Origin of the sequence: Pauljensenia sp. 20925_1_25 (genome assembly GCF_041433955.1) — a bacterium.
Lineage (GTDB): Bacteria > Actinomycetota > Actinomycetes > Actinomycetales > Actinomycetaceae > Pauljensenia.
Genome location: NZ_JAPWCL010000007.1, coordinates 81,979 through 105,922, shown reverse-complemented (window position 1 = coordinate 105,922; position 23,944 = coordinate 81,979). Strand labels below are relative to the sequence as shown.

The following is a 23,944-nucleotide window of genomic DNA, read 5'->3' as shown; positions in this document are numbered from 1 at the left end:
TCTACGCGCCCCCGTGTAGCACGCGCATGTTCGGTGACACAGTAGGATAGGAGTCATGCAGATCTTGACACGCAACGAAGCAGCACACCGCGCTGCCACCCTCGAGGTGTCCGCCATCGACGTCACCGTTGACGTTTCGGGTGCCATGAACACCTCGCGAGAGACCTACCCCGTCACCTCCATTCTGACGCTGGTCGCGCGCGAGGAACGCACATTCATTGACATCGCGGGACAGGTCGAAGCCGTTCTACTCAACGGAGCGGAGCACCCCTTCGACGACGAAGAAGACCGTGTCTGGGTGTCCGGCCTGCCAGTGGGGGAGACCGCCACCCTCGAGGTGCGCGCGCTCGCCCGCTACTCGCGCAGCGGTGAAGGCCTGCACCGTTACACGGACCCCGAAGACGGAGAGGTTTACCTCTATACGCAGTTTGAACCCAACGACGCTCACCGCGCGTGGCCGTGCGTCGACCAGCCAGACGTCAAGCCTGCGTGGACCTTCCACGTCATCGCGCCCCAGGATTGGGTCGTCTTCTCCAACGGCGTCGAGGTTGGTGTTGAGACCACCGCTGACGGAGTGACGCGCCGCGATTTTTCCACGACACCCCCGCTCTCCAGCTACATCACCGCGGTTGTCGCGGGGCCCTGGGCGGTCATCGAGGGTCCCACGTGGAGCGGTGGCGGTGCCGATGGCGGGCACGTCGAGCTGCCCCTGCGCCTGGCCTGCCGACGCACGCTCGCGCGCTACCTCGACTCCGAGGACGTCTTCGAGGTGACATGCGCGGGCCTGGACTTCTTCCACGAGCGCTACGGCATTACCTTCCCCTGGGGTTCCTACGACCAGATCTACGTGCCCGAATACAACTTGGGTGCCATGGAGAACCCCGGCTGCATTACCTTCAACGAGTCCTACATCTCCCGCTCCACGCCGACCTTCTCCGAACGCCAGCGCCGCGCGAACACGACCCTGCACGAGATGTGCCACATGTGGTTCGGTGACCTGGCGACCCCAGCATGGTGGGACGACCTGTGGCTCAAGGAGTCTTTCGCAGAGAACCAGGGGGCCAGCGCAATCGCGACAGCAACCCAGTACACGGGGGAGTGGGCGAACTTCGCGATGAACCGAAAGATCTGGGCCTACACGCAGGACCAGATGCCCACGACACACCCGATCGCCGCCGACATCCCGGACGTGGCCGCCGCTAAGACCAACTTCGATGGCATCACCTACGCCAAGGGGGCCGCCGTCCTCAAGCAGTTGGTCGCGTGGGTTGGAGAGGATGCGTTCTACGAGGGTGCCCGACGCTACTTCGACAAGCATCGCTTCGGTGCGACCAGCCTGGGTGACCTGCTCGAGGCACTCGAGGAGGCTTCCCACCAGGAGTTGGGTTCGTGGAAGAGCGCCTGGCTGGATACTCCCGGCCCTTCGATGCTGTCTGCCTCGTGGGAAACCGACCCCGTCGGCGCAATCACGAACTTCACTCTCCATCAGGGTGGCGAGGCATGCGGCGGTGTCCTGCGTCCCCACCGTGTGACCGTCTCGACCTGGCGTGCTGCCGACGGTACCCTCGAGCGCACCCATGTTTTCGACGTGCGCATCGACGCCGAGAACGCACCCATCGACCCCGAGGGAGTGCTCGCCATTCCGGGTGGTGCTGCCTTCGTTGACCTCGTCGTCATCAACGACGACGACCTCACCTACGCGATCTCTCGCCTAGATGAGCGCTCCACCGACGTCGCCTTGGCCTACGTCGGCACGATCAACGCACCCATCACCCGAGCGGTCATCTGGGCGTCCCTGTGGAACGCGGTCCGCGACGGCCTGCTTGATCCGCGCCGCTTCATCGCTGCCGTCCTGGGTGCTGTGCCCACCGAGACCGAACCTGCGATCCGCGACCGTCTGCTGCTCTTTGTGGCCGAGGCCCTGTCCTCCTTCCTGCCCGGAAGCGTCCGCGCCGAATCGCACGACCAAGTGCTGGCCACCACCATTCGCTTGGCGAGGGAATCCGTCGCCAGCGACGCGGACGCGTGGCGTGCCTACACGCGCGCGTTCATCGCTGAGTTCGCCGCCCGAGGCGGAGACGAGTACGAGGCCATGGTGCGCGGCTTCGCTGCTGTCGACAACCCCGACATTGCCTGGCGTGCGCGCCGAGCGCTGGCTGCCCGAGGCCTCGTTGACGAGCAGACGATCCTCGCCTGGCGCGATGCCGATGGTTCCGGAGAGGCTGCCCGTATGGCTGTCGAGGCTATCGCCTCCCTGCCCGAGGAGACAACCCGCTCCCGCGCCTGGGCGTCGGTGATGTCAGATACCCTATCTAATGACTACTTGAGCGCGACCCTCGCGGGCCTCCAGGCGTCCTCCTGGGAGGGGTCCTCCGGCGTGGCCGAGGCCGTGGCGCGCATGCGCGAATACTGGGAGAGGCACACGATCGGCATGGCGCTGCGCTACGTGAGCGGCGTGCTCGACCTCAGCGTCGACGTAACGCGTGAGGGCAGCGTCGAAGCAAGTGTGGCACTGCTGCGCTCCTGGCTTGACGCCCACGAGGACGCCCCAGCACAGCTGCGCCGCATCGTCGTCGAGCATCTCGACGACTTCGAGCGCCGCGAGCGTGTCCAGCACCGCTGGGAGCACGATCAGTGACGCTGCACGAGGAACGCCACGAGGAAGCAAGGGAGGAGAACGAGGCTACCAGGGCCTCGGGACTGGACCCCGCTGCATCGATGTCACTCCTAACATCGATGCTGACCAACCCCCTCGACGCGGGCTACGAGCACTACAGAGCTGAGCACGGACCCACGCCAAACCGATTCGTCGGGCGGCTGGGCGTGTTCATCGTTGCTGTTGCCCTCGGCTTCGGATCCGTCGTGGCCACCGTCTCCCTGCGTACCCCCGTCGGGGACGTCAAGGCTGACCTCAAGCATCAGGCGGCGCAGCGCTCCGCTCAGGTCGCGACCCTGGACGACGAGGTGCAGTCCCTCGGGCGTGCGATCGACGGATACTCTCGCTCTGGGCCGACCACACAGACCGACCATGCTCTGGCTCTGGCGACTGGGTCGAGCGCCGTGAGCGGTCCCGGTATCACCGTGACCCTGACGGACCGAGCCACGCCCGGCAAGGGGAGCGGTGCCGTGCGCGACCAGGACCTGGCCATGGTCGTCAACGCCATGTGGGGCGCTGGCGCTGAAGCGGTGTCGATCAACGGGCAGCGGATTGGACCGACCACCTTCGTGCGTACGGCGGGCTCCGTTATCCTGGTGAACATCACGCCCGTGTCCTCTCCCTACATCGTCAGCGCCATCGGAGACTCAAACGCGCTGTCCGTCGCCCTCGTACGCGGCAACACGGGCGACTACCTGTCCGCAGCCCAATCGGTGACCGGCATGACCGTCTCCACAAAGGTTGCGCCTTCCCTCTCGATGGACGCGCTCGCCCCGACCACCCCCCAATACGCCACACTTCTCACCGCTTCGACCGAAGGAGCCACATTGTGATTGCCGTCATCGGATTGATCATCGGAATCGTCCTGGGCATCCTGCTTGACCCCACCGTTCCCGCCTGGCTCGCGCCCTTCCTACCCGTTGCCGTTGTCGCAGGCTTGGACGCACTGTTCGGCGCGGGGCGCGCGTGGCTCGAAGGAAGGTTCGCGGACCGTGTGTTCGTCACGTCCTTCTTCTGGAACGTTGTTGTTGCCTGCCTCCTGGTGTTCCTTGGCTCTCAGCTGGGCGTGGGATCAGCCATGACAACCGCCGTCGTTGTGGTCCTGGGCATCCGTATCTTCTCCAATACCGCATCCATCCGCCGACTCCTGCTGAAGGCCTGATATGAGCGACCAGACGCCCCGTGCGATCCCCGTAGTCGATGATGCCGCGCCAGAGAGCCTCGCCGAGGCCTCGTTCGAAACGGATGCCACCGGCAAGCGCACCGCTTACCGCGAGTCTCACACAGGACCCGGGCTCTGGGCGCGCGCACGAGAAGCTTTCTTCGCTCTGCCGCGCGGCCTGCACATCGTCATACTCATCATCTTTATGATCCTCGGTTTTGCCCTGGCGACACAGGTACGCGCCCAGCATTCTGACCCCCTTGAGGGACTCTCCGAGCAGGACCTCGTCACCCTCCTGGACGAGCTGGGTACCCAGGAGCAGAACCTGCAGGGTAGGCGCGCTGAACTCGCCGGCGAACTCGATGATCTCCAAAGCGCTGCTAGTGAGGCGGACGCGCGCGAGCAGGCGTCCGCGAAAGCAGCGTTGCAGGCTCAGATCGCTGCGGGCACGGTTGCTGTCCAGGGACCGGGGGTGACTATCTCAGTCGCGGATCCCGGCGCTTCCCTCAGCCCCACCCAGTTTGTCATGACGCTGGGGGAGTTGCGTAATGCCGGTGCCGAGGCCATCGATCTGAATGGTGTGCGCCTCACGATGCGCTCGGCTTTCACCGGTCAGGCGGGTGGCATCATCGTCGATGGCACCCCGATCGCGGCGCCATACACGTGGACGGTCATTGGCGACTCTCAGACGATTGCCACCGCGCTGGAAATTCAGGCGGGTTCCGCCTCACAGATGCGCGCAAAGGGGGCCGTGGTAACAATCACCCCGACCGATTCGGTGACGATTCACTCCCTCGCCACGCCGCGTCCGGCCCAGTACGCAACCTATGAATAAACGCCCCCCGGCCTATAATGAATGTGGAGGTCACCGTGCCCGTGCTTGCGGGATGGTGAACGTTTACACTTATATGACAGTCCCGTTATGAGACCTTTGGAGCGCACCATGTCCGACAACCAGCCTTTTGACCCTACAGCAACGTCCGTTTTCGGCCTGATGCCCCTCACGGATGACGTCGAGGAGGCCCCGGTTGCTCTCTCTGCCCGTGATCGCGAGGCTGTTGAGGCGCTGCCCGCCGGATCGGCCCTGCTGATCGTTCAGCGTGGTCCCAACACGGGTGCCCGTTTCCTCCTCGACCCCGATGTGACGAACGCCGGTCGCTCGCCCCGAGCCGATATCTTCCTCGATGATGTGACCGTGTCGCGTAAGCACTGCCAGTTCATCGCCTCGAACGGACGCCACATCGTGCGCGATTCGGGGTCACTCAACGGCACCTACGTCAATCGTGAGCGCGTTGATTCCGTCGAGCTGCGTGCGGGCGACGAGGTTCAGATCGGCAAGTATCGCCTGACCTATCAGCCGTCGACCAAGCAGGCCTGACGTGACAGGATCGGCTGCTCGTATCCGCGACGCGCGCCCCGCTGCGGGCGTGTCGTCGTGGCCTCACGACGCCGATCATTCCCCTGAGCTGTCGATCGGGCGTGTCGTTGAGGAGTTGGCGGAAGAATTCCCCGCGATCTCACTGTCGAAAGTTCGCTATCTAGAGAGCGAGGGACTCGTGAACCCCGCGCGCACGGGGGCGGGCTACCGTAAGTACTCCGCCGCAGACGTGGAGCGTCTTCGCTACGTCCTGGCTGAGCAGCGTGATTCGTTCACTCCTCTGAGCGTGATCCGCTCGCAGCTCGATGCCCTCGACGCTGGCCACACGCCCACACGTCGTCGCGTCGCTCAGGTCGTATCCTCCGAGGGGCAGACCGTGTCTTTGGGCGGGCGCCGCGCGATTCCGGCCAGCGATCTGGCTGACCTGACGGGCGTCGACATGGACACGCTTGAACGCTATTCTCGCCTCGGCCTGATCACCCCGGACTTGGCGGGGTATTTCCCGGCCCGGTGTGTTCATGCTGTCACTGCGATCGCGCGCCTGGAGTGTGCGGGCGTTGACGTGCGTGTCTTGCGCGCCGTTCGTCAGGGTGCGGAGCGCAGCGCAGATATCATCGACCAGACGGTGTCCTCCCAGAGGGGACGAGGCCGTGGCGCTGACCGCGAGCGGGCACGTGCGCGGGCGATTGAGCTGGGTGATTTATTCGCTGAGCTGCATCGCGAGATGCTGACGGTGGCAGTGTCGGCGCTGTCCGATGAGGGGATCTGACTCTCATCGTTAATCTCCATCTCTAACCTCAAGGTTAGACGCGCCGGGAGGGTCGTTGACCGCCCATCGTCGGTGCACTACCGTAGTCCTGTTCTTATCAATACCCAACGTCAAGGAGTCCCACAGTGAGCGCACAAGCCAGCGCCGTATCTCGGCAAGGCATGCTTTTCGGCGACCCGCTTGAGGGCATTGAAACGGATGAGGTCGGCTATCGCGGACCCATCGCGTGCAGCGCCGCTGGCATCACCTATCGCCAGCTGGATTACTGGGCTCGCACCGGTTTGCTCCAGCCCTCGATCCGCGCAGCGCGCGGTTCTGGATCTCAGCGTCTCTACTCATTCCGAGACATCCTGGTTCTGAAGATCGTGAAGAAGCTCCTGGACGCAGGCGTGTCTTTGCAGCAGGTGCGCGTGGCCGTCGGCTCCCTGCAGAACAGGGGAGTGGACGACCTGGCGTCGATCACCCTCATGAGCGATGGTGCCTCCGTCTACGAGTGCACATCGACCGATGAGGTCATTGATCTTCTACAGGGTGGTCAGGGCGTTTTCGGTATCGCTGTGGGACGCGTCTGGCGTGAGGTCGAGGGGTCTCTCGCTAAGCTGCCGCTCGAGCGTCCCGACGGTGCCTACGTCGATGATTTGGCTGTGCGTCGTCACGTCAAGCGCACTGCCTCCTGAGTGCGAGGTGTCGCGCGAGCAAGGGTAAAGGTATGCGCCGCGCAACGGTCATGACATAAAGGCTGTGGGCCAGGCTTGATGCCTGGCCCACAGCCTTTTCTTGTTGGTGGGGAAAGACGCCTACTTGCGGCCCAGCGGGCGGCGAATCGTGTAGGCGGTATCCAGGTCGGTAATCTCGACCGTTACCATGCCATGCTCGTCGACGATGTAAGACTCCTCGATGAGAGGTCCATCCTCGGTGCGCACAACCTCGATCGATTCAAGGTCCACGTCGCTGCGGCGCAGGCTCTGATCGAAGGGGAAGATGACTTCACCGCAGGGCTGCAGGTCGCCGCGGGGCACCCAGGACTCGTCGAACGACGAGTACTCGACGAAGCGGAAGTAGCCGATGTTGTGCGCCGCTCGGTAGCAGCGCTTAATTGTCAGCGTCTCGCCGGGAGCAAGCTCCGTGTTGGGCTCGAGCAGCGTGTCGAAGGAGATAAAGGAGCCACCGTCGCGCTCACGGAACACGCCGACGCCGCGCGAGAGCTGCTCGCGCACCGTGTAGGCGGCTTCGGGATCGGCACCGATGGCCAGGCCGATGGCGGTCGAGGCTGCCGTGTGCGGAGAGCGGTGGACGCGGCGACCGAAGCGGGCACGCAGGATGCGCGCGACGAGCGGCAGCTGGGAGCCGCCACCCACGACGTACAGGCCTGCGACGTCACCGCCGAGCTGACCGACCCCGGAGGCATCGGGGACGAGCAGGGGTTCCATGGCCTCGACCGTTGCATTCACGAGCGGTGTTGCGGCGTCATAGAAGTCCGCGACGGGGATCGTCGTGGGCTCGCCGTTGACGGGTACGGTAATGAACTTCGACGAGGGGGAGAGGGCCTCCTTGGCGGAGCGAGCATCCTCGATGAGGCGTTCCCACGCGGCGTCTCCGAGCAAACAGGAGTCGGTGCCCGCCGCTGCTGCGAGACGGTTCGCCAAGATGACGTCGAAATCATCACCGCCGACCAGGTTCAGGCCGCGCGATCCCAGGACCTCGTGCAGTGTGCCGGTGGCCGACACGATAGAGGCGTCGAAGGTACCGCCGCCGAGGTCGTAGACGAGGATCGAGGTGCGCTTCGAGTTCAGGGTACCCGCGTGGCGATGCGTGTACTCGAAGCCCGCAGCGGAGGGCTCGTTGACCATCGCGAGGACGTCCCAGCCTGCACGGCGGAACGCCTCGAGGGTCAGGAAGCGCTGCGCAGACCAGGCGTGCGCGGGAATACCGACGAGAGCCTCAAGCTTCTCCGAGGCGGGCACGGAGGCAACCGACGAGTTCGTGCGCACCGTGCGCGCGACATACGTCAGGAAGCCGGTGAGCGCGTCGAGTACGGAGATGCTGTGGTTGCCCAGGCGCAGTGTGGATGTGTCGGTAACCGACGGATCCGACAGCAGGCGCTTGAAGGAGCGCAGGTGGGGCGCACCCTCGCGGGCAGCATCCTCGGCGTCGAAGCCGTAGACGAGATGATCGCCGTCCAGCGCGAGGATTGACGGAATGAAGTCCACCGTATCCTCGCGGTTGTTCACGAAAGAGACGATGGGGTAGTTCCCCCGATCAACAATAGCAATCGCGGTTGTCGTGGTACCAAAATCTACTCCGAGTCTCATAGGACTAACCTTATCGCGCATTTTCAGCCTCTCCTAGAACGTCTCGCCGGTGCTTCGCACATTTTCCGATAACGTGCGCTGTGTAATTGTGACTAAGGTCCATGCGACCAGAAAATACGCCGTTCCGGCGATAGCGTCAACTACATAATGGTTACCCGTTGCGATAATCGTCATGATGGTCAAAATTGGATGAAAAGTTACGATGAGGCGCGCTCGCCATGAGCGCCATACGTAGGTTCCAAGCATAAAAGCTACCCAGACCGACCAGCCCGTATGCATTGATGGCATGGCTCCGTAGGGGTTGGCGAGGGTGCCGAAGAGGTGAGAATACGCGGAGGTGTGCTGGGCGACCGCATCCGTGATGCCGAACTCGGGAACGAGGCGTGGGGGAGCAAGTGGGTAGGTCCAGTAGGTGATAAGCGCGCCCAGCGTCATGATGACGAGCGTCCAGCGGGCACGTGAATAGTACTGCGGAGAACGGACCCACAGGGCGAGCAGGGTAAGCCCGGTAAAGAGAAAGAACGACACGGCATATTGCAAGGAGGCCAGTGAGGCGAGCATCGGATGAGCCGCAAGCCATGAGTTCACGGGCGGCTCAATGTCAATGCCGAGCGAGCGCTCAGCGGAGACGACGTCGTGCGCGTGTGCAACTGCGACGCTCTCGCTGGCTCGCGCCAGGAACGAGAGAATGGAATAGGTCAGGCAGGCGAGGGTGAGGACCAATACCTCCCGCACGGGATGTCTCGCCGTTTGCTGTGTGTGATGGTCCGTAGTCATGATCGTAACTCTAGCGCGTGCGCGTCGAGGGACCAGGGGAGCTAATCGGACATAATATACATTATCGGATCGTTGGGGTGGGGTGAGAAGAGGCCGTGCAGTATTCCGCTTGACGTGTCCGGTAGAATGGGCACGTTTCTTATCTACGTCCAGGAGGCTGTTATGGCTGACCGCGCACTGCGTGGCATGCAGATCGGTGCCAAGTCCCTCGAATCCGAGGACGGCGTCGTTTTCGCCGATCGTTTCATTGTTCGTTACGCGTGCCCGAATGGACACGAGTTCGAGGTGACACTCTCCAGCGAAGCCACCGCTCCGGCGACCTGGGAATGCAAGTGTGGCCAAACCGCCGAACTTATCGGCGAAACTGAGGAAGATGAGGATAACAAGCCCGTCAAGCCTCAGCGTACACACTGGGACATGCTGCTGGAGCGCCGCTCCATCGAGGAACTCGAGATCGTCTTGACCGAGCAGCTCACCGCCTACCGCGAGGGTCGCTTGCGCCCCGAGGGGTCCTACCGCAAGGGCTAATCCCTGCGAAACAGCGAACGCGCGGCCTGAGCCAGACGGCTCAGGCCGCCTTTTGTGACCATCGCTAGTTCCTCGACGAAAATCGACGAGTCGAGCTTTGATTCACCCGCCATGCGCTCATCGAAGGTGATCGGCACCTCGACAATCGTCGCTCCCAGCGAGCGCTCGAGCTCCGTCATCTCTACCTGGAAGCCGAAACCGGTCGCCTCGACGCGCCCCAGGATGCCATGCGTCGACAGGAAGGACGAACGGTGCACCCGCAGCCCCGCTGTCGCATCGTGTACGGGTGTCCCCAGACAAAAACGGACATAATAATTGCCCGCCTTCGACAGAGCGACGCGCTTGGCCGACCAGCCATTCACCTGGCCGCCGCGTACCCAGCGCGAGCCGATGACGAGGTCCGGACAATCCGGCCCGCCCATACGGGACAGCAGTTTGGGTAGATCCACCGGGCGGTGCGAGCCGTCTGCGTCCATCTGGAGGATAAACGGATATCCATGCTCGATGCCCCAGCCCATGCCATCGACGTAGGCAGTGGCCAATCCTGACTTAGCGGGCCGGTGCAGGACGAACAGTCGCTCCTCCCCCGCGCGGCGCTCGTCGACCCACTCCCCCGTGCCGTCCGGCGAGGAGTCGTCGACGATAAGGACGTGCGCGGCCGGGACGTGGGTCCAGATCTCCTCCAGGATCGTCGGCAGCGTCGACATCTCGTTGTAGGTGGGGATCACGATGAGGGTGTTGTCGCCTTGGGGTGATGGAGAAAGACGCTGCTTTGTAGTCATGAGCCACATTCTGCCCGTTTTAACGAGTGGTCGCACGTGCTGCACGTTCGGCGATGCCCCACCGGATCGCGCTCACCCATCCCGAGGCGGCGATCAGCAGGCTGAGTCCCATGAACGCGAAGGGGATCGTCTCCCCCGCCCGGGCGGTCACAGTTAGGGAGGAACGCAGCGGCACATCGGCAACCAGCGTCGCCGCAGACTCCGTGTCCGTAGAAGCGAGCACACTTCCATCGGGGCGGATCACATAGGAATGACCGGTCGTTGATGACTGGACGGCGCTGCGTGAGTACTCCATCGCCCGCATGCGCAACAGCTGGCCCTGCTGTGCAGACTCGCCGGAGGAACGGAAGTGATAGTTGTTCGACGGGGTGACAATCATCTGTCCACCGCGGGCTACGCCCTCGCCGATGACCGAGGGATAGGCGCCCTCGAAGCAGATACCGACGGCCACGGGAACCCGGCGCCCGTCGCGAGCAGGCACCCTCATGAGCGGGGTTTCATCCCCGGCCTCCATGTCCGTGGCGGACTGGGCGGCTTCGGTGGCGAAGGACGCGATGAGCTCGCGGAAGGGAATGAACTCACCGAAGGGCACGGGCACGTGCTTGGAGTAGCGTGCTTTCTCGTCGATTCCCACGCCCGGGCGCCAGATCGCAAGCCAATTCTTCACGCGGTCACGGTCGTTGAGGTTCGTGTAACCGATAAGGATCGGCGCATCCAGGGCTACTGCCGCCTTATCAACGATGGATCCGATACCGGCGAAGGCAACGGGATCACGATCCACCGATCCTTCGCCCCATAGGGCCACGTCGATTGGTTTGTCGATGACCGCAGGATCGGCTGCCAGGCTGAGCGAAGCCCGCATGTTATTGCTCGTCACCTCGCCCGGGTGGCTGTAGGCCCGCGGACCCGGCAGAGTAATGTCGCCCTGAACGACGCCGACGCGCAGGTAGCCCTCCTCGGCTTTGTTTGACAGCGGGATCACCAGGGGTGCAATAACGCCAGCGAGCACGAAGACGGCCAGGAACGGGCGAGAAAACCAATGTTCACGCCGCACGGCTGCATCACGGTAAGCGAACATGCGTCGGGTCAGAACCGCGAGGAAGATGACGGCGGCTGTCACGACGGTCGTCCCGCCATAGGGTGCCAGATGTCCCAGCGGTCCATCCACCTGCGGCAGAGCCACGGACCCCCAGGGGAAGCCCGACCACGGCCAGCGCGAACGAGCGGCATCCACGCCTGCCCACGTGATCGCATAGAGGAGCGCTTGCATGAGTGGGCCGCGCGCCCATGACCACAGCTGCGTCCACCGCGTAAACAGGACCCAGCCGCACAGGAAGAGCGTTTGAGCGAAGGCAAGGACAAACCACGCCGGCTTCATGCCCACGGCCATGGGAACCCAGTCGATAAGAGGCAGCCACATGCTCATCCCGAACGCGACCGTCACGGTGAGCGCGCGAGGAGCCCGGGCCTCGTCGATGCGGGAGATGAACAGGGCCAGCGCTGGGATCGTCATCCACCACCACCCGATCGGCGGGAAAGCGGAGTACAGGGCCAGGCCAGCGGAGGCTCCGATCAACGCATCCCCGCACACGTGTGCGAACGACACTCGGTGCAAAATCTCCCGATGCACCATGCCTACCTCCCCGGAGTGTCAAATGGTGGACCAGGCCACGATACCGCGACCGATGCGATCCTTGGCGGCCTCGGCCCGACGTGCGAGATCGCTCGTGGGCACGGAGGAAGCGATCTGTCCCAGGCAATCCATGACCTGGCGCATCCAGCGCACGAAGTCACCAGCCTGAATATCAGTCCCGTCGATGGCGGTGGCCAGCGTCGAGCCGTGCGCCCACGCGAGTGTCGCAGACATGAGTCCCGCATCCAAGGATGGCGTCGGGTCGCACCCGCACTGCTTCTCTACGCGGTGCACGCGCGCGAGCGTTCCCAAGGATTCTTCCCACGCCGTGCGCAGACGGATGCCGACACCGGTGGGGGCCAGCTCGTTGGCGTCGTCGTCACTGCGAGAGTCATACACCAGGGCGGAGACCATCGAGGCAAGCTCGGCCTCGTCCAGGTCGTTCCACGCGCCCTCGTTGAGTGACATCGCGATCACCAGGTCACGCTCACCGAAAATGCGGCGCAGCCTCTCCCCCGACGCCGTCACCCGGTCGCCGTCCAGAAAACCGAGGCGCTCAAGGACCGCGCAGACACGGTCAAAGTGGGCCGCCACCGAACCCGTCTGAGAGTCGATGGAGCGGCGCAGAAGATCGATCTCACGTCCCAGGCGCGCCCACTGGGCACCCGCACGCGCATGCTCCTCGCGGTGAGGGCAGCGGTGCGCGGGGTGGGCGCGCATGGCCGCGCGCAGCTCTCCGATCGTGTCCGCTTCGCCCGAGGCCTGGGCGGGCAGTGGGTAGCATCCCTTGGCCGCACCCGAGCGCAACTCTCCAGCGATGCGGGTACGTTCCTTCGTGCGGCGCAGGGCCGAACCGCCAGGGATCGACATGTGTCCGACGACGGCGATACCGCCGCGCACATCCTCCGGAGCCAGCGCCCGCCAGGTGGCATCCTCGGCGATGACGGAGACCTCGACGCGGCCCGAGGCGGACGTCGCCTTCGCGCCGACGACGCACAGGCGCGTCTTACGCCCGCGGATCAGGGCGAGCACATCTCCCGGGCGTACGCCCGCAAGCACCCGACGAGACTCGTCGCGCGTCTCGCGCTTACGGGCGCGCGCACCCGACTTTTCAGCCTGGCTGATGCGATCACGCAGCGTGAGGTACTCGCCGACATCGCCCGCGGAACAGGTCAGGTCATCGGCGATCGCGTGCTGCCGTGCCTCGAGTTCGGTCAGACGCGTGGCCAGCTGCACAACGGCCGAGTCGGCCTGGAACTGTGCGAACGAGGACTCCAAGACCTTTCGGGTCTGCGTGCGCGTTGAGCGGGCCAGCAGGTTGACGACCATGTTGTAGGTCGGTGTGAACGCAGAGATCAGCGGATAGGTACGTTTGGACGCGAGCGCCGCGACCTCCTCGGGTGCCACTCCCCCGCGGTGGGAGACGACTGCGTGCCCCTCGGTGTCGATGCCTCGGCGTCCCGCGCGTCCTGACAGCTGCGTAAACTCGCCAGCGGAGAGCGACACGTGCGCCGATCCGTTCCACTTCGTCAGCGATTCGATGACGACGGTGCGCGCAGGCATGTTAATGCCCAGGGCCAGTGTCTCGGTCGCGTAGACCATCTTGACCAGCCCCTGGGAGAACAGGTGCTCGACGGCCTCCTTCATGAGAGGCAACATGCCGGCGTGGTGGGCGGCGATGCCGCGCATAAGGCCACGCTTCCAAGCGTCAACACCGAGCACGACGGCATCCTCGGGAGCTATCAGGGCGATGACCTCGTCGACGTAGCGTTCGATCTCGGCCGCCTCCGAGCGCGTCGTCAGCGTGATACGCGTGAGCAGCACTTGGCGCACGGCATCCTCGCAACCCGCGCGCGAGAAAATGAAGGTGATCGCGGGCAGCAGGTGGGCGCGATCCAGCGAGATGAGTGTGGAAGGCCGCGACTCCCGGCGCACGCGCATGGGTCGATTCCACGAGCGAGATCCACGCCCGCCGCGCATCCCCGAGTCGTTCGTAGCGGCCACCAGCTCGGGGTTGAGCTTGCGCTTGCCGGTTGGCGCGTACAGGTCGAAGATGTCCTCCCCGACGATCATGTGCTGGTAGAGGGGCACCGGGCGTTGCTCCGAGACAATGATCTCGCAGGATGAGCGCACCTCGCGGATCCACGCCCCGAACTCCTCCGCGTTCGACACGGTCGCCGACAAGGCGATGATCGACACGTGCGCGGGCAGGTGAATGATCACCTCTTCCCACACGGGTCCGCGCATCTTGTCGGCCAGGTAGTGCACCTCGTCGAGGACAACGACGCCCAGGTCATCCAGGGATGCCCCCGCGTAGATCATGTTGCGGCATACCTCGGTCGTCATGACGACGACCGGAGCTTTGGAGTTAATCGACGTGTCGCCGGTCGCCAGGCCGACGTTGTCCGTCCCGTAGAGGTCGCACAACTCGAGGTACTTCTGGTTGGACAGCGCCTTGATGGGCGTCGTGTAGAAGGCGCGCATGCCGCGCTGCAGGGCCACGTAGGCACCGAACTGGCCGACGATAGTCTTGCCCGCGCCCGTGGGTGCCGCCACCAGGACGGAGTTGCCCGCCTCGATGGCGTCGAGCGCGTCAAGCTGGAAGGGATCGGGAGTAAAGCTCAGTCCCGCCACCCAGCGTCCGCGCAGGGACGAGGCCGCGCGGGCGTGCTCCTGGAAGGCAGCGTAGCGCTGGGCCGCACTGCCCTCGCCGACGCTCGTGCGTTCCTCGGTGCGTTCGACCCGTTTGTCGGTGGCACGGTGTCGGCGTCGTTTCGGGCTCACGATTGGTCCTCCTGGGTCCACACGTCGATGATGGAGCGGGCACGTGCCCCGGCCTCGGCCCGACGGTCGGGAGAAACCGCGCGCACGTGGGCTGCGATGTCAGTGAGGAGGCTCAAGCCCCACTCGTCGTTCCATACGGGTACGTCGATGCGCGCTCCGCCCTCGCTCAGCTCAGCGACAATGGTGCCACCGTACTCGTCAGCGATCCAACGGGCCGGGCGATCCACGTCGAGCCTCCACGCGGGTGCGTCATCGCGCACCCGGCGCGGTGCCTGCAGGCGCGGGCCATTCACCCTCACATCCGAGATTGAGGCCACCGCGAAGGTGCGCGGAGCACGGGCCGTATCACACCAGCCGCGCAGCAGCCAGCCCGTCGCCGAGGCCTCCAACGACCACGGGTCGACGACGCGATGCGAGACCTGGCCGCGGGTCGACACATAGTCGAAGGACACGCGCTCACGCCGCTCCAGGGCATCACGCAGCGCCTCCACGATCCTTGACGAGGCCGACGCGGGCGACGCGTCAATCGTGCCCGAGCCGCCCGCCTCCCCCAGCCCACCCAGCGCGGAGACGACGAGAGCAGCGTGAGGCAAGTGCGCGGCCACGTCCGGCGCCAGAAGAGGCGCGATCGCCGAGAGTCCAATCAGGAGAGCCTGAGCCTCAACCTCGGACAGACGCAAGGGCGTACTCGCGCCCAACGTTGAGCGCAGCGACACGCGCTGCTCCTCCTCGAAAAGCCCCCAGTCCACCTCGAAAGACTCACCGGGCAGAGAATCACCGACCGATGCCAAGTACTCAATGTCGCGGCGTACCTGGCGGCGCGTGCGGCCAAAATGCGCGCCTATATCATCCACGTGCACGCCGGGATGCTCGGCAATCCACGCAACCATTGACGACAGACGCACGAAAGCAAGGGACACGTTCTCAGGCATCGCCACCTCCCCAAGCGGCCGCCGCGCGCAAACGCTCCAACATCGCCTCTCGAAGCACCTCGGGGCCCACCACGACAACGTCGACAGCCACCGGCAGCAGGCGGGCAATCCACGTGCCCAGCTCGCCATCCTCCAACGCCATGGACTCCCAGCCCTCCCGTGGAGAACGCTCATCAACAGCCTCAGCCACGGCCTCGTACCCGAGGAGCAGCGAACGCGCCGCGCTGCCCGAGCGCACCCACACGAGCGGAGACACCAGCGACGAGACACGCGGGGCCGGACCTGAGGGCGCGACCGACGCATCGCCGCTCTCCCCCAGGAACTCCACACTCGAGCGCACCCTCGAAACACGGAACGTGCGCTGCGCGCACCGATCCAAGTCCCACCCCCACAGGTACAGCGCCCTCCCCTGCACGGTCAGCGCCCACGGCTCCACCGCACGTTGCGTCAACCCCCCCGACCCCGGATATTCAAAGCTGACGACGCGGCGCTCGCGGATCCCGCGCGCGAAAGCAGTCGCGGCTTCTAGCCCCGTCAAGCCGAGCCGGATCACGGGTGCGGACACCTCCTCCTCCGAGGATGCTGCCGCCTTGGCGTCAACGGAAGCGGCCAGAACGTCCCCGCGGTCCCACGCGCGCGCCGCAAGCGAGAGTAGCGCGCGGTCCGCGGCCCCCACCTCGATGTCGGGGGCAAGAGAATCCCGGTCGATGCTGTAGTGCTCCCCCCGCCCGATCCTCAGCAGCACGCCGGCGTCGCGCAGCGCATCCTTATCACGCTGAAACTGAGTCTCGAAGGCATCATCGGCGAGTCCTCGATAGCCGGGAAGTGCGCGCAGCTGGGCCTTCGTGCGTCCCGGTTGGGCACCGAGGAGCTCGACAAAAAGCTCAAGGACGCGCACGTTCGCGGCAGGAGCGGTACTCACCCGCCTACCCTACGTCCAAACGTGCGCGTCCTTCGGGACGGCTCACCGCCAGGAGTCAGGACTGCGGTTCCTCGGCGGGACTCACGTAGTCATTCGTCGCCACCGACGCGGGATCCACGGGGCCTTCCAGCTCACCGAGCGAGTCCAGGAAGGTCACCATCTGCGCCCACGTGGTCAGGTCCTGCATGCCGGTCGCGTGACCGGACGTGCCCAGCCACAGGGGCACAGTCGCCGCAAGCACCGCGTTTGCGCTCGCCAGGGAGTCCTCGCTCGCCAGCGAGTCATCCCAGGGCTTCGTGGCGTCGATAGCGATCTGCGGGTCGGCCGCAATCGCGTTCATCGCGTCGGTCGTCGCCTTCACGACGGCGCGCGCCTGCTCGGGGTGTGCCTGCGCCCACTTGTGCGTCGTGATGATCGAGGCACTCACGAGTGGAGTGTGGGAAGGATCGAGCGGAATCTCGCGAATCTCCAGACCAGCCAGGCGCATCTGAACGGCATCGTTGTTGGTGAAGCCGACGACCGCGTCAACCTGACCCGATGCGATAGCAGCCTGCTGCGTGTAGCCGATCGGCGAAATCGTCACGTCCGACTCGGCCAGGCCAGCCTCCTGCATGGCCGAGCGCGTCGCGTAGTAATTCGCACCGTGCTCGCCGGGGATACCGACCGTCTTCCCCTTCAGGTCAGCCAGCGTTGTGATCTCAGAGCTCGCCGGGACGATGACCGTCCCCGGGTAGGAGGCGTAGTACTGACCGATCGAGACGATGTCCAGGCCCTGTGCGGCGGCCGCGACAGCCTCGTCACCAGAGGCAATCACCACGTCCTCCTCGCCGGCCAGGAGCGCCGTGAAGAAGCCCTCGTGCGAACCGTGGTGGCGGATCGTCGCGTCGATACCCGCCTCGTTATACATGCCCTGCGCGTCGGCCACGTACACGGGTGAGAACTGAATATTGGGAATGTAGGTCAGGCCGATCGTGACGTTCGAGGCGTCCTTGGAACCCGACTGAGTGGCCGACCCACCGGGGGCGCACGCCGCCAAGGCAAGCGAGGCGCACGCGCCGAGGGCAACGAGGCGAAGAGCGTGAGACGTGTTCAAGGGGTTCTCCTTCACTGCGTGATGTCGTAACGCTTGGACCGCTCGATCCGGTACACGATCGTGTAAAGGAGGGTCGCCACCGTGCACAAAATGATGATGATGACGAACATCCCGGCGGTGTCGACGTTGTTTCTCATTTGAGTGAGTACCTGCCCGAGGCCGGTTCCGCCCATGACCATCTCCCCCACGACAGCACCCGTGACGGACAGCGCGAAGCCGTTGCGCAGGCCACCCAAAATGGCGGGCGCGGCGAGGGGTAGCTCCATGTGCCAGGCCATCGACCACCCCGTGGCCCCATCGAGCGCGGCGGCTTCAAGTAACTCACGGTCAATATGACGCAGGCCAACCACCGTGGAGACGAGGATCGGGAAAAACACCATGAGGGCGCACAGAACGACGATGGCGACAAAACCATAGCCGACCCACAGGACCAGGATGGGCGCGATAGCAATGGCGGGCAACGCCTGCGTCGCGCCGAGGAAGGGTTCGACCGCAGCGGCCAGCAGCCGCGAGCGATAGATCGCGTAGGCCGACGGCAATGCGACGGCTGATCCGAGAAGACACCCCGCAATGGCCTCAGCACCCGTAATCCGAACCCTCTCCCACGTCATCGGGAGGGCGAGCACGAGACGCCCCTTAGCGACGACGGACTGAGGGGTGGGCAGACGCCAGGCTTCGATGCCGGTCAGCGTCGTCGAGAGCCACCACCCCGCCAGCATGAGGGCGAGGAAGATGATCGGTGCTGCCACGGCGAGAGCACCGTGAGGCTTGTTCCGAGATGCCACGACTAACTTTCCGACACCGGGGTACGCGTAGCACAGCAGGCGCACGGATGCACCTCATGCACTCCTCCCATCCGGACTGTAACCGTCGGTGCCGGAATTTCACCGGCTCAACCGCCCTAATCTGTGAGGGTGGGTCGCGGACTATCACCGCCGGTTCGGACTTTCACCGACCCCGGAGTACTCGCCAGCCATTGTGCCACGTGCACCCGTCACGTGCGACACGTGCTCGCAGGACAAGAGCGGGACGAGGCCTGGGCCTCGTCCCGCTCATCCGTACAGGTGTGCGCTCAGTGCGTATGAGCATTAGCGAGTTCGCGCAACGCCTCGACCTCGCGGTGGGCGTCCTCCGCGCGGAAAACCGCCGAACCCGCGACAAAGTTGTCAGCACCCGCCATCGCCGCGCGCTCGATGGTCGCGCGCGAAATACCGCCGTCCACCTGGATCGAGACCTCGAGTCCGGCAGCGTTAATCGCGGCGCGGGTGCGCTCAATCTTGGGGATCATCTGCTCGATAAAAGACTGTCCGCCAAATCCCGGCTCGACCGTCATGATGAGGATCATATCGAACTCATTGAGGATATCGACGAAGGGAGCGATGTCCGTCGCCGGCTTGAGGGCCAGGCCAGCCCGCGCTCCCAGACGGTGCAGCTCCCGGGCCAAGCGCAGGGGCGCGGCCACGGCCTCGGCGTGGAACGTCACCGAATGGCAGCCGACCTCCGCGTACTGCGGTGCCCAGCGGTCCGGATCCTCAATCATGAGGTGTGCGTCCACGGGCAGAATGCCCGACTTGACGACGGCCTCAGCGACCGGCAGACCCCAGGACAGATTGGGCACGAAATGGTTATCCATGACGTCGACGTGGGCGACGTCGGCACCGGCAATCTTCGTGAGTTCGCCGCGCAGATCGGCGATATCGCAGTTCAGGATCGACGGGCTAATCGTGGCGCTCATAACGCATATGCTAACGCTTGCGTAGGCACGCCACAAACATAAGATCGGTGCCAAACCGGTGGTCCCACAGCTGCAGAGTACGTCCCTGCGTCCCCGAGATGCGGCCTGCCGCGGGTGGTACTTCGAGGGGGTAGGGCGCGCACTCGTCAGCCAGGGCAACGGTGTCAAGGAGTTCAACCTCGCCACGCTCCAGGAGACGGATCACCTGGTCGCGGGTTTCGGCCGCGTGCGGGGAACACGTGATGTAGGTCAGGACGCCGCCGGGACGCGTGAGGGCGACCGCGCGGTCTAACAGCTCGGCCTGGAGTACCGTCAGCTCCTCGACGTCACCGGGCGTGCGATTCCATCGGGATTCAGGGCGTCGGCGCATCGATCCCATGCCCGAGCAGGGGGCGTCAACGACGACTCGGTCGAAGGAGGCTAGCGGCCAGGCACTCTGGCCACCACCGAAGGTTCGCCCATCGCCGCTGACGACCTCGATCGACTCATACAGGCGCGTCGTGCGTTCAATGAGGCGTGCGCGGTGCTGGTGAACCTCGTTAGCGGTCACGCGTGCTCCACACTCAGCGGCCAGCCCAGCGAGCATTGCGGCCTTGCCGCCCGGGCCGGCGCACAGGTCGAGCCAGCGGGCGTCCTCTCCCCCGTTAACGGGGGCCTGCGCCGCAATCATCGCGGCGAGCTGGGACCCCTCATCCTGGGCACCCGAACGCCCATCGCGGATCGAAGGAAGTCGGGCGGGGTCACCCGACTCGAGCAGGACAGCGCGCGGGGAGACCGCGCCGAGTGCGACGCGAGTATCCAGGATGTCCTCAGCTTCGTCTGCCAGTTCGTCGACGCTCATGAGTCCCGGGCGGGCCACCAGGGTGACCGTGGGAACCTCGTTGTCGGCGGCGAGAAGATCCTCGAGTTCGTCGGTCGAGTAGCCGTGCGCCTCCAAAGCCTCGCGAAAGGCACGGACCATCCACGCGGGGTGCGAGTAACGCACACCCAGGGCCTCGTCTTCATCTTCGATAGCGGCCAATGCGGCCTCGCGCTCGGCATCCTCCTCGCGGGTAATCGAGCGCAGGACGGCGTTGACGAAGCGAACCGGACCATCGGTCAGGTGCTCGCGCGCGACGTCGACCGTCGCAGACACGGCCGCGTGGTCGGGCACGCGCATATCGAGGAGCTGGTGTGCGCCCATGCGAGCCAGGACCAGAACACGCGGATCCAGGTCAGCCAGCGGACGATCCACGTGGCGGGCGATCACCCAGTCGAGGCGACCGATGGCGCGCAGCGTGCCGTGCACGAGCTCGGAGGTAAAGGCGGCATCCCGATCACTGAAGTGACCCTCTCGGCGTGCCTGACGCAGCGCCTTGGGCAAGACGATGTTCGCGAAGGCACCCTGGGTGGCCACCTCGTGAAGCACCTCGTAGGCGATGCGACGGGGCTCGTCGGCCCGCCGCAGCTTGCGGTACCCGTCGGAATAGCGACGCTCACTCATCGTGCATCCTCCAGCTCTCCGCCAAGGCGCATCCCGGCATCGGGCCGTGCTCCCCTGGCCCACGCGGCGGCATCCATCCACGACTTACCGGCGGGGGCAACCTGCCCGAGGACCAACGCGCCGCGTGCGCAGCCGACGGTAACCTGCTTCTTGGTGACCTCCAGCTGGCCCGGCTCCAGATCGTCGCGCTCCACGGGGGTGGCCACGCCGAGCTTCATGCGCGCGCGGCCGGGCAGCACCGTGTAGGCCCCCGGGTTGGGGGTGACGGATCGGATGACGCGGTCCTCGTGCGCGGCATCATGGGTGAAAGACACGTAGCCGTCGGCATGCTCAAGGCGTCGTGCGTGCGTGATGCCCTCGGTGCGCTGAGGGATCGCCGTTGCGCTGCCGTCCTCGAGCGCATCAACCACGGCGAGCACCTGGCCAGCCCCGGCCTGCGCCATCGACGTCAGCAGCTCACCTGCGCTTTCACGGCCAATGGGAACCTCCACGCGAGAGTAAACGTCGCCCGTGTCCAGGCCCTCCTCGAGGGTGAAGACACACGAGGCAGTCGCGGGGTCGCCCTCGCGGATTGCCCACTGCACGGGCGCGGCCCCCCGCCAGCGGGGCAGGTCGGAAAAATGCAGGTTCACCCAGCCGTGGGTGGGCATCGCAAGAACGGCGGGAGGAACCAGGCCACCGTAGGCCACGACAACGCCGAGGTCAGCGCCAACTTCAGCGAGACGCTCACCGATCTCGGGGGTCTTCAGCGTCGTGGTCTCGAGCAGCTCCACACCGGCCTGCGCGGCGACCTCGGCAACCGGGGATGGATGCATGGTCTTGCCACGTCCACGGCGGGCCGGAGGGCGGGTGATGACCAGGGCGACCTCGTGGGAAGAAGAGAGCAGGGCACGCAGCGTCGGGACTGCTGCTTCGGGGGTTCCAGCGAAAATAATGCGCACGAGCGCCAGTTTACGGCACCGGGTGGCCTCGGACTTAGAAGAGCTCCGGCGGGTTCACGCTCATTTTGACCGGCGTCACCTTGCGTGCGGCGCGCGAGCGGCGGATGTCGGTGAGCGTAGCGAGCATCGTGGCCGCATTGGCCAGGGGCGTGCGCACGAGCGTACGTACCTGGCGTTCCTCCCCCTCGCGCGTGACCGGAAGTGCGACGGTGCCCACTAGCTCAGCCCCTCCCTCACGGACGACCTGGTCGGCGACTTGACGCACCTGCGCAGGGGTTCCATCGAGGGCGACCATCGTGCAGGCAGGGAAGAAACCGAGGGCCTCGCGTTCATCGAGGAGGCGCTGGGCGTAGTCGGTCGGAGACCAGCGTACGAGCATCTGTCCCAGGGACTCGGGAATTCTTCCCACGACGAGGCCGGGGTGACCCGGGCGCACGAGCGAAAGCGCGTCGAGCCACCGGCGGGCTGCCTCCTCGGGTGCCCACAGCTCCGCTCGACCGGCGAGCGCGGCTGCGTCGAGGATGATCGCACAGGCGTACCCTTCCTCGACAGGCGGCTCGGCACCCGCAGTCGCGACAACGACGGTGGGGCGCGCGGGCAGCATGCGCGTAATGCGGTGAGCCGCGGACGACTCGAGGACGGAGGCGTCCGGAAGGTTTCGCGCGATCTCCTCGGCGGTGCGAGAAGAACCCACGCGCGCACCGCGCAGCTCGCGCCCCGAACACTGGGGGCATCTCCACGAGGTGGGTTCACGGTCACACCACCCGCAGGTCAGGCGTCCCCCCGCATCCATGGACAGCGGACCGGAGCAATGCGGACAGCGGGCCAGGTGATCGCAGCGTCGACACACGACAGTAGGCCAGTATCCGGCAGCTGCGACCTGGATGAGGACAGGACCGGTGCGCAGGCCCTGGCGGAGCATGCGCAGGGCAGCCTGCGGGATACGCATGTGCCCGCCCGCGCCCTCACTGTGCGCCTCCGCCTCCCCGTGCAGGTGTACGCGCGGTGTTGCTGCGCGCAGAGCATCGGGCGTGGGATCGAGGCTCACCGCCCATCCGGAGCGCACGAGAGCCTGGGCTTTCACCGAGCGCGCGTTCGACGCAACGAGCAGGCCCGCTCCTTCAACCGCGCAGCGCTGGACCGCGACATCGAGCGCGTCGCATCGGGGGAAGCGTCGCTCGCGCAGGCGGTCATCCCCGTCGTCGAGAATAACAATCAAGCCGAGGGGGGTAGCGGGCACCCACACGGCCGAGCGCGTCCCCACGACGAGGGGGATACGCCCCAGCGACGCGGCGATGTGCACGCGGTAGCGCTCCTCCGGGGAGACCTCGCCACCGCTGAGTGCCGCACGGATACCAAGATTCTCCTCAAGTTCTCGTGCAACACGAGCGGCATGCTCACCGGTGGGCGTCACGACGATGACAGCGCGTCCCGAGGCCACGGTCGCGGCCACGGCGTCCGACAGGCACGCGCGCAGATAAGGGCGCAGCGCCGTGACGATGGCGCGCGGAGATTCCCCGACGCGCAGACGGGACAGGAACGCCGCCCCAGCGGGGTAGGCACGCCACCCCTCCCCCAACGACTTGTCGATGATCGTGGGCCACGCGGGGGGCTTCGACGCCAATTCCTCCTTTTCCGCGCGCGCGTGCCGGGGAGGCAACGCGAGTGAGAAAACCTGGGAGGTGGTGGCCAAGAAACGCGACGCAATACGGCGCGATGCCTCGTAGAGTGCGGGGGTCAACACGGGCGTGGCAGACACGACCGACTCGACGCGCCCAACGTGATCGTCCACCTCGCGGCGGGTGCGCTCGACGATCCAGCCGTCGACACGATTGCCCGAGAAGCGCACGCGCACCAGTGAACCCACCTGAGCTTGGTCCACGAGGGCGTCGGGTACGACGTAGTCGAGCGAGCGATCCATGTGAGCCAGATCGACGTCGACGATCACGCGGGCGACCTCGGCACTGCGCGCTGCAGGCGCGTCGAACCCGTCGAGCATTCCTTGCATGGACATCATGAGCCTAGTCAAACACCGCCCGTGCCCATGTGCGTCCCGC

Annotated in this window: 21 protein-coding genes and 1 riboswitch; of the genes, 8 read left to right on the top strand and 13 right to left on the bottom strand. The window is 65.5% G+C overall.

What is annotated here, in order from left to right; translation table 11 throughout:
* Window positions 1-55: 55 nt before the first annotated feature.
* The 7 genes from pepN to O3932_RS04950 all read left to right on the top strand — a co-directional run bounded on the left by pepN (window position 56) and on the right by O3932_RS04950 (window position 6,642).
* On the top strand, window positions 56-2,638 hold the full coding sequence (gene pepN, locus O3932_RS04980) for an aminopeptidase N (protein WP_371536661.1): 2,583 nt from the start codon (window positions 56-58) through the stop codon (window positions 2,636-2,638).
* Window positions 2,635-3,489: a DUF881 domain-containing protein gene (locus tag O3932_RS04975; protein ID WP_296504341.1), complete on the top strand. Its 855-nt coding sequence runs from the start codon at window positions 2,635-2,637 to the stop codon at window positions 3,487-3,489. The genes pepN and O3932_RS04975 overlap by 4 nt, the downstream gene beginning before the upstream one ends.
* Entirely contained in the window at window positions 3,486-3,818 is a 333-nt protein-coding gene (locus tag O3932_RS04970) for a small basic family protein (RefSeq protein ID WP_009648957.1), read from the top strand. Before O3932_RS04975 ends, O3932_RS04970 begins: the two co-directional genes overlap by 4 nt.
* A 1-nt stretch (window position 3,819) precedes the next feature.
* On the top strand, window positions 3,820-4,653 hold the full coding sequence (locus O3932_RS04965) for a DUF881 domain-containing protein (RefSeq protein ID WP_296504343.1): 834 nt from the start codon (window positions 3,820-3,822) through the stop codon (window positions 4,651-4,653).
* 108 nt (window positions 4,654-4,761) lie between these two features.
* Entirely contained in the window at window positions 4,762-5,196 is a 435-nt protein-coding gene (locus O3932_RS04960; protein WP_034505589.1) for an FHA domain-containing protein, read from the top strand.
* A 1-nt stretch (window position 5,197) separates the two neighbouring features.
* Complete coding sequence (locus O3932_RS04955) at window positions 5,198-5,965, top strand: MerR family transcriptional regulator (protein ID WP_315294370.1); 768 nt, start codon at window positions 5,198-5,200, stop codon at window positions 5,963-5,965.
* 125 nt (window positions 5,966-6,090) lie between these two features.
* On the top strand, window positions 6,091-6,642 hold the full coding sequence (locus O3932_RS04950; RefSeq protein ID WP_299240736.1) for a MerR family transcriptional regulator: 552 nt from the start codon (window positions 6,091-6,093) through the stop codon (window positions 6,640-6,642).
* A 120-nt stretch (window positions 6,643-6,762) separates the two neighbouring features.
* On the opposite strand, the gene O3932_RS04945 is transcribed toward O3932_RS04950, so the two are convergent.
* Window positions 6,763-8,277, bottom strand: coding sequence for an Hsp70 family protein (locus tag O3932_RS04945; RefSeq protein WP_371536657.1), 1,515 nt, complete (start codon window positions 8,275-8,277; stop codon window positions 6,763-6,765).
* Window positions 8,278-8,310: 33 nt separating this feature from the next.
* Window positions 8,311-9,054 (bottom strand): phosphatase PAP2 family protein, encoded by a 744-nt coding sequence (locus O3932_RS04940; protein WP_371536655.1) that lies wholly within the window; start codon window positions 9,052-9,054, stop codon window positions 8,311-8,313.
* Window positions 9,055-9,216: 162 nt separating this feature from the next.
* Between O3932_RS04940 and O3932_RS04935 the strand changes: the two genes are divergently transcribed.
* The gene (locus O3932_RS04935) at window positions 9,217-9,582 is read left to right on the top strand and encodes an RNA polymerase-binding protein RbpA (RefSeq protein ID WP_009648188.1); all 366 of its coding nucleotides are present in this window, start codon (window positions 9,217-9,219) and stop codon (window positions 9,580-9,582) included.
* Here the strand turns inward: O3932_RS04935 and O3932_RS04930 are convergent.
* From O3932_RS04930 to O3932_RS04880, 11 genes are all read right to left on the bottom strand, one after another.
* Window positions 9,579-10,364, bottom strand: a complete 786-nt coding sequence (locus tag O3932_RS04930) for a polyprenol monophosphomannose synthase (protein WP_371536652.1) — start codon at window positions 10,362-10,364, stop codon at window positions 9,579-9,581. The genes O3932_RS04935 and O3932_RS04930 overlap by 4 nt on opposite strands.
* A 19-nt stretch (window positions 10,365-10,383) precedes the next feature.
* The gene (gene lnt / locus O3932_RS04925) at window positions 10,384-11,997 is read right to left on the bottom strand and encodes an apolipoprotein N-acyltransferase (protein ID WP_371536648.1); all 1,614 of its coding nucleotides are present in this window, start codon (window positions 11,995-11,997) and stop codon (window positions 10,384-10,386) included.
* Between the two features lie 18 nt (window positions 11,998-12,015).
* Complete coding sequence (locus O3932_RS04920) at window positions 12,016-14,781, bottom strand: DEAD/DEAH box helicase (protein WP_371536645.1); 2,766 nt, start codon at window positions 14,779-14,781, stop codon at window positions 12,016-12,018.
* Window positions 14,778-15,713 (bottom strand): YafY family protein, encoded by a 936-nt coding sequence (locus O3932_RS04915; protein ID WP_009648189.1) that lies wholly within the window; start codon window positions 15,711-15,713, stop codon window positions 14,778-14,780. Before O3932_RS04915 ends, O3932_RS04920 begins: the two co-directional genes overlap by 4 nt.
* Window positions 15,706-16,635, bottom strand: coding sequence for a YafY family protein (locus tag O3932_RS04910; protein ID WP_299240744.1), 930 nt, complete (start codon window positions 16,633-16,635; stop codon window positions 15,706-15,708). Before O3932_RS04910 ends, O3932_RS04915 begins: the two co-directional genes overlap by 8 nt.
* A 55-nt stretch (window positions 16,636-16,690) precedes the next feature.
* Window positions 16,691-17,728, bottom strand: a complete 1,038-nt coding sequence (locus O3932_RS04905; protein ID WP_314567248.1) for an ABC transporter substrate-binding protein — start codon at window positions 17,726-17,728, stop codon at window positions 16,691-16,693.
* Window positions 17,729-17,739: 11 nt separating this feature from the next.
* On the bottom strand, window positions 17,740-18,513 hold the full coding sequence (locus tag O3932_RS04900) for an ABC transporter permease (protein WP_371536642.1): 774 nt from the start codon (window positions 18,511-18,513) through the stop codon (window positions 17,740-17,742).
* 55 nt (window positions 18,514-18,568) lie between these two features.
* Window positions 18,569-18,697, bottom strand: a riboswitch (FMN riboswitch).
* A gap of 103 nt (window positions 18,698-18,800) precedes the next feature.
* Window positions 18,801-19,463: a ribulose-phosphate 3-epimerase gene (rpe, locus tag O3932_RS04895; protein ID WP_291450690.1), complete on the bottom strand. Its 663-nt coding sequence runs from the start codon at window positions 19,461-19,463 to the stop codon at window positions 18,801-18,803.
* Window positions 19,464-19,473: 10 nt separating this feature from the next.
* A complete protein-coding gene (locus tag O3932_RS04890) occupies window positions 19,474-20,946 on the bottom strand; it encodes a transcription antitermination factor NusB (RefSeq protein ID WP_009648186.1) in 1,473 nt (490 codons plus the stop codon).
* On the bottom strand, window positions 20,943-21,887 hold the full coding sequence (locus tag O3932_RS04885; protein ID WP_371536638.1) for a methionyl-tRNA formyltransferase: 945 nt from the start codon (window positions 21,885-21,887) through the stop codon (window positions 20,943-20,945). The genes O3932_RS04890 and O3932_RS04885 overlap by 4 nt, the downstream gene beginning before the upstream one ends.
* A 34-nt stretch (window positions 21,888-21,921) precedes the next feature.
* Window positions 21,922-23,904 carry a primosomal protein N gene (locus O3932_RS04880; RefSeq protein WP_371536635.1) on the bottom strand — a complete coding sequence of 661 codons (1,983 nt, stop codon included), beginning with the start codon at window positions 23,902-23,904 and terminating at the stop codon, window positions 21,922-21,924.
* Window positions 23,905-23,944 lie beyond the last annotated feature (40 nt).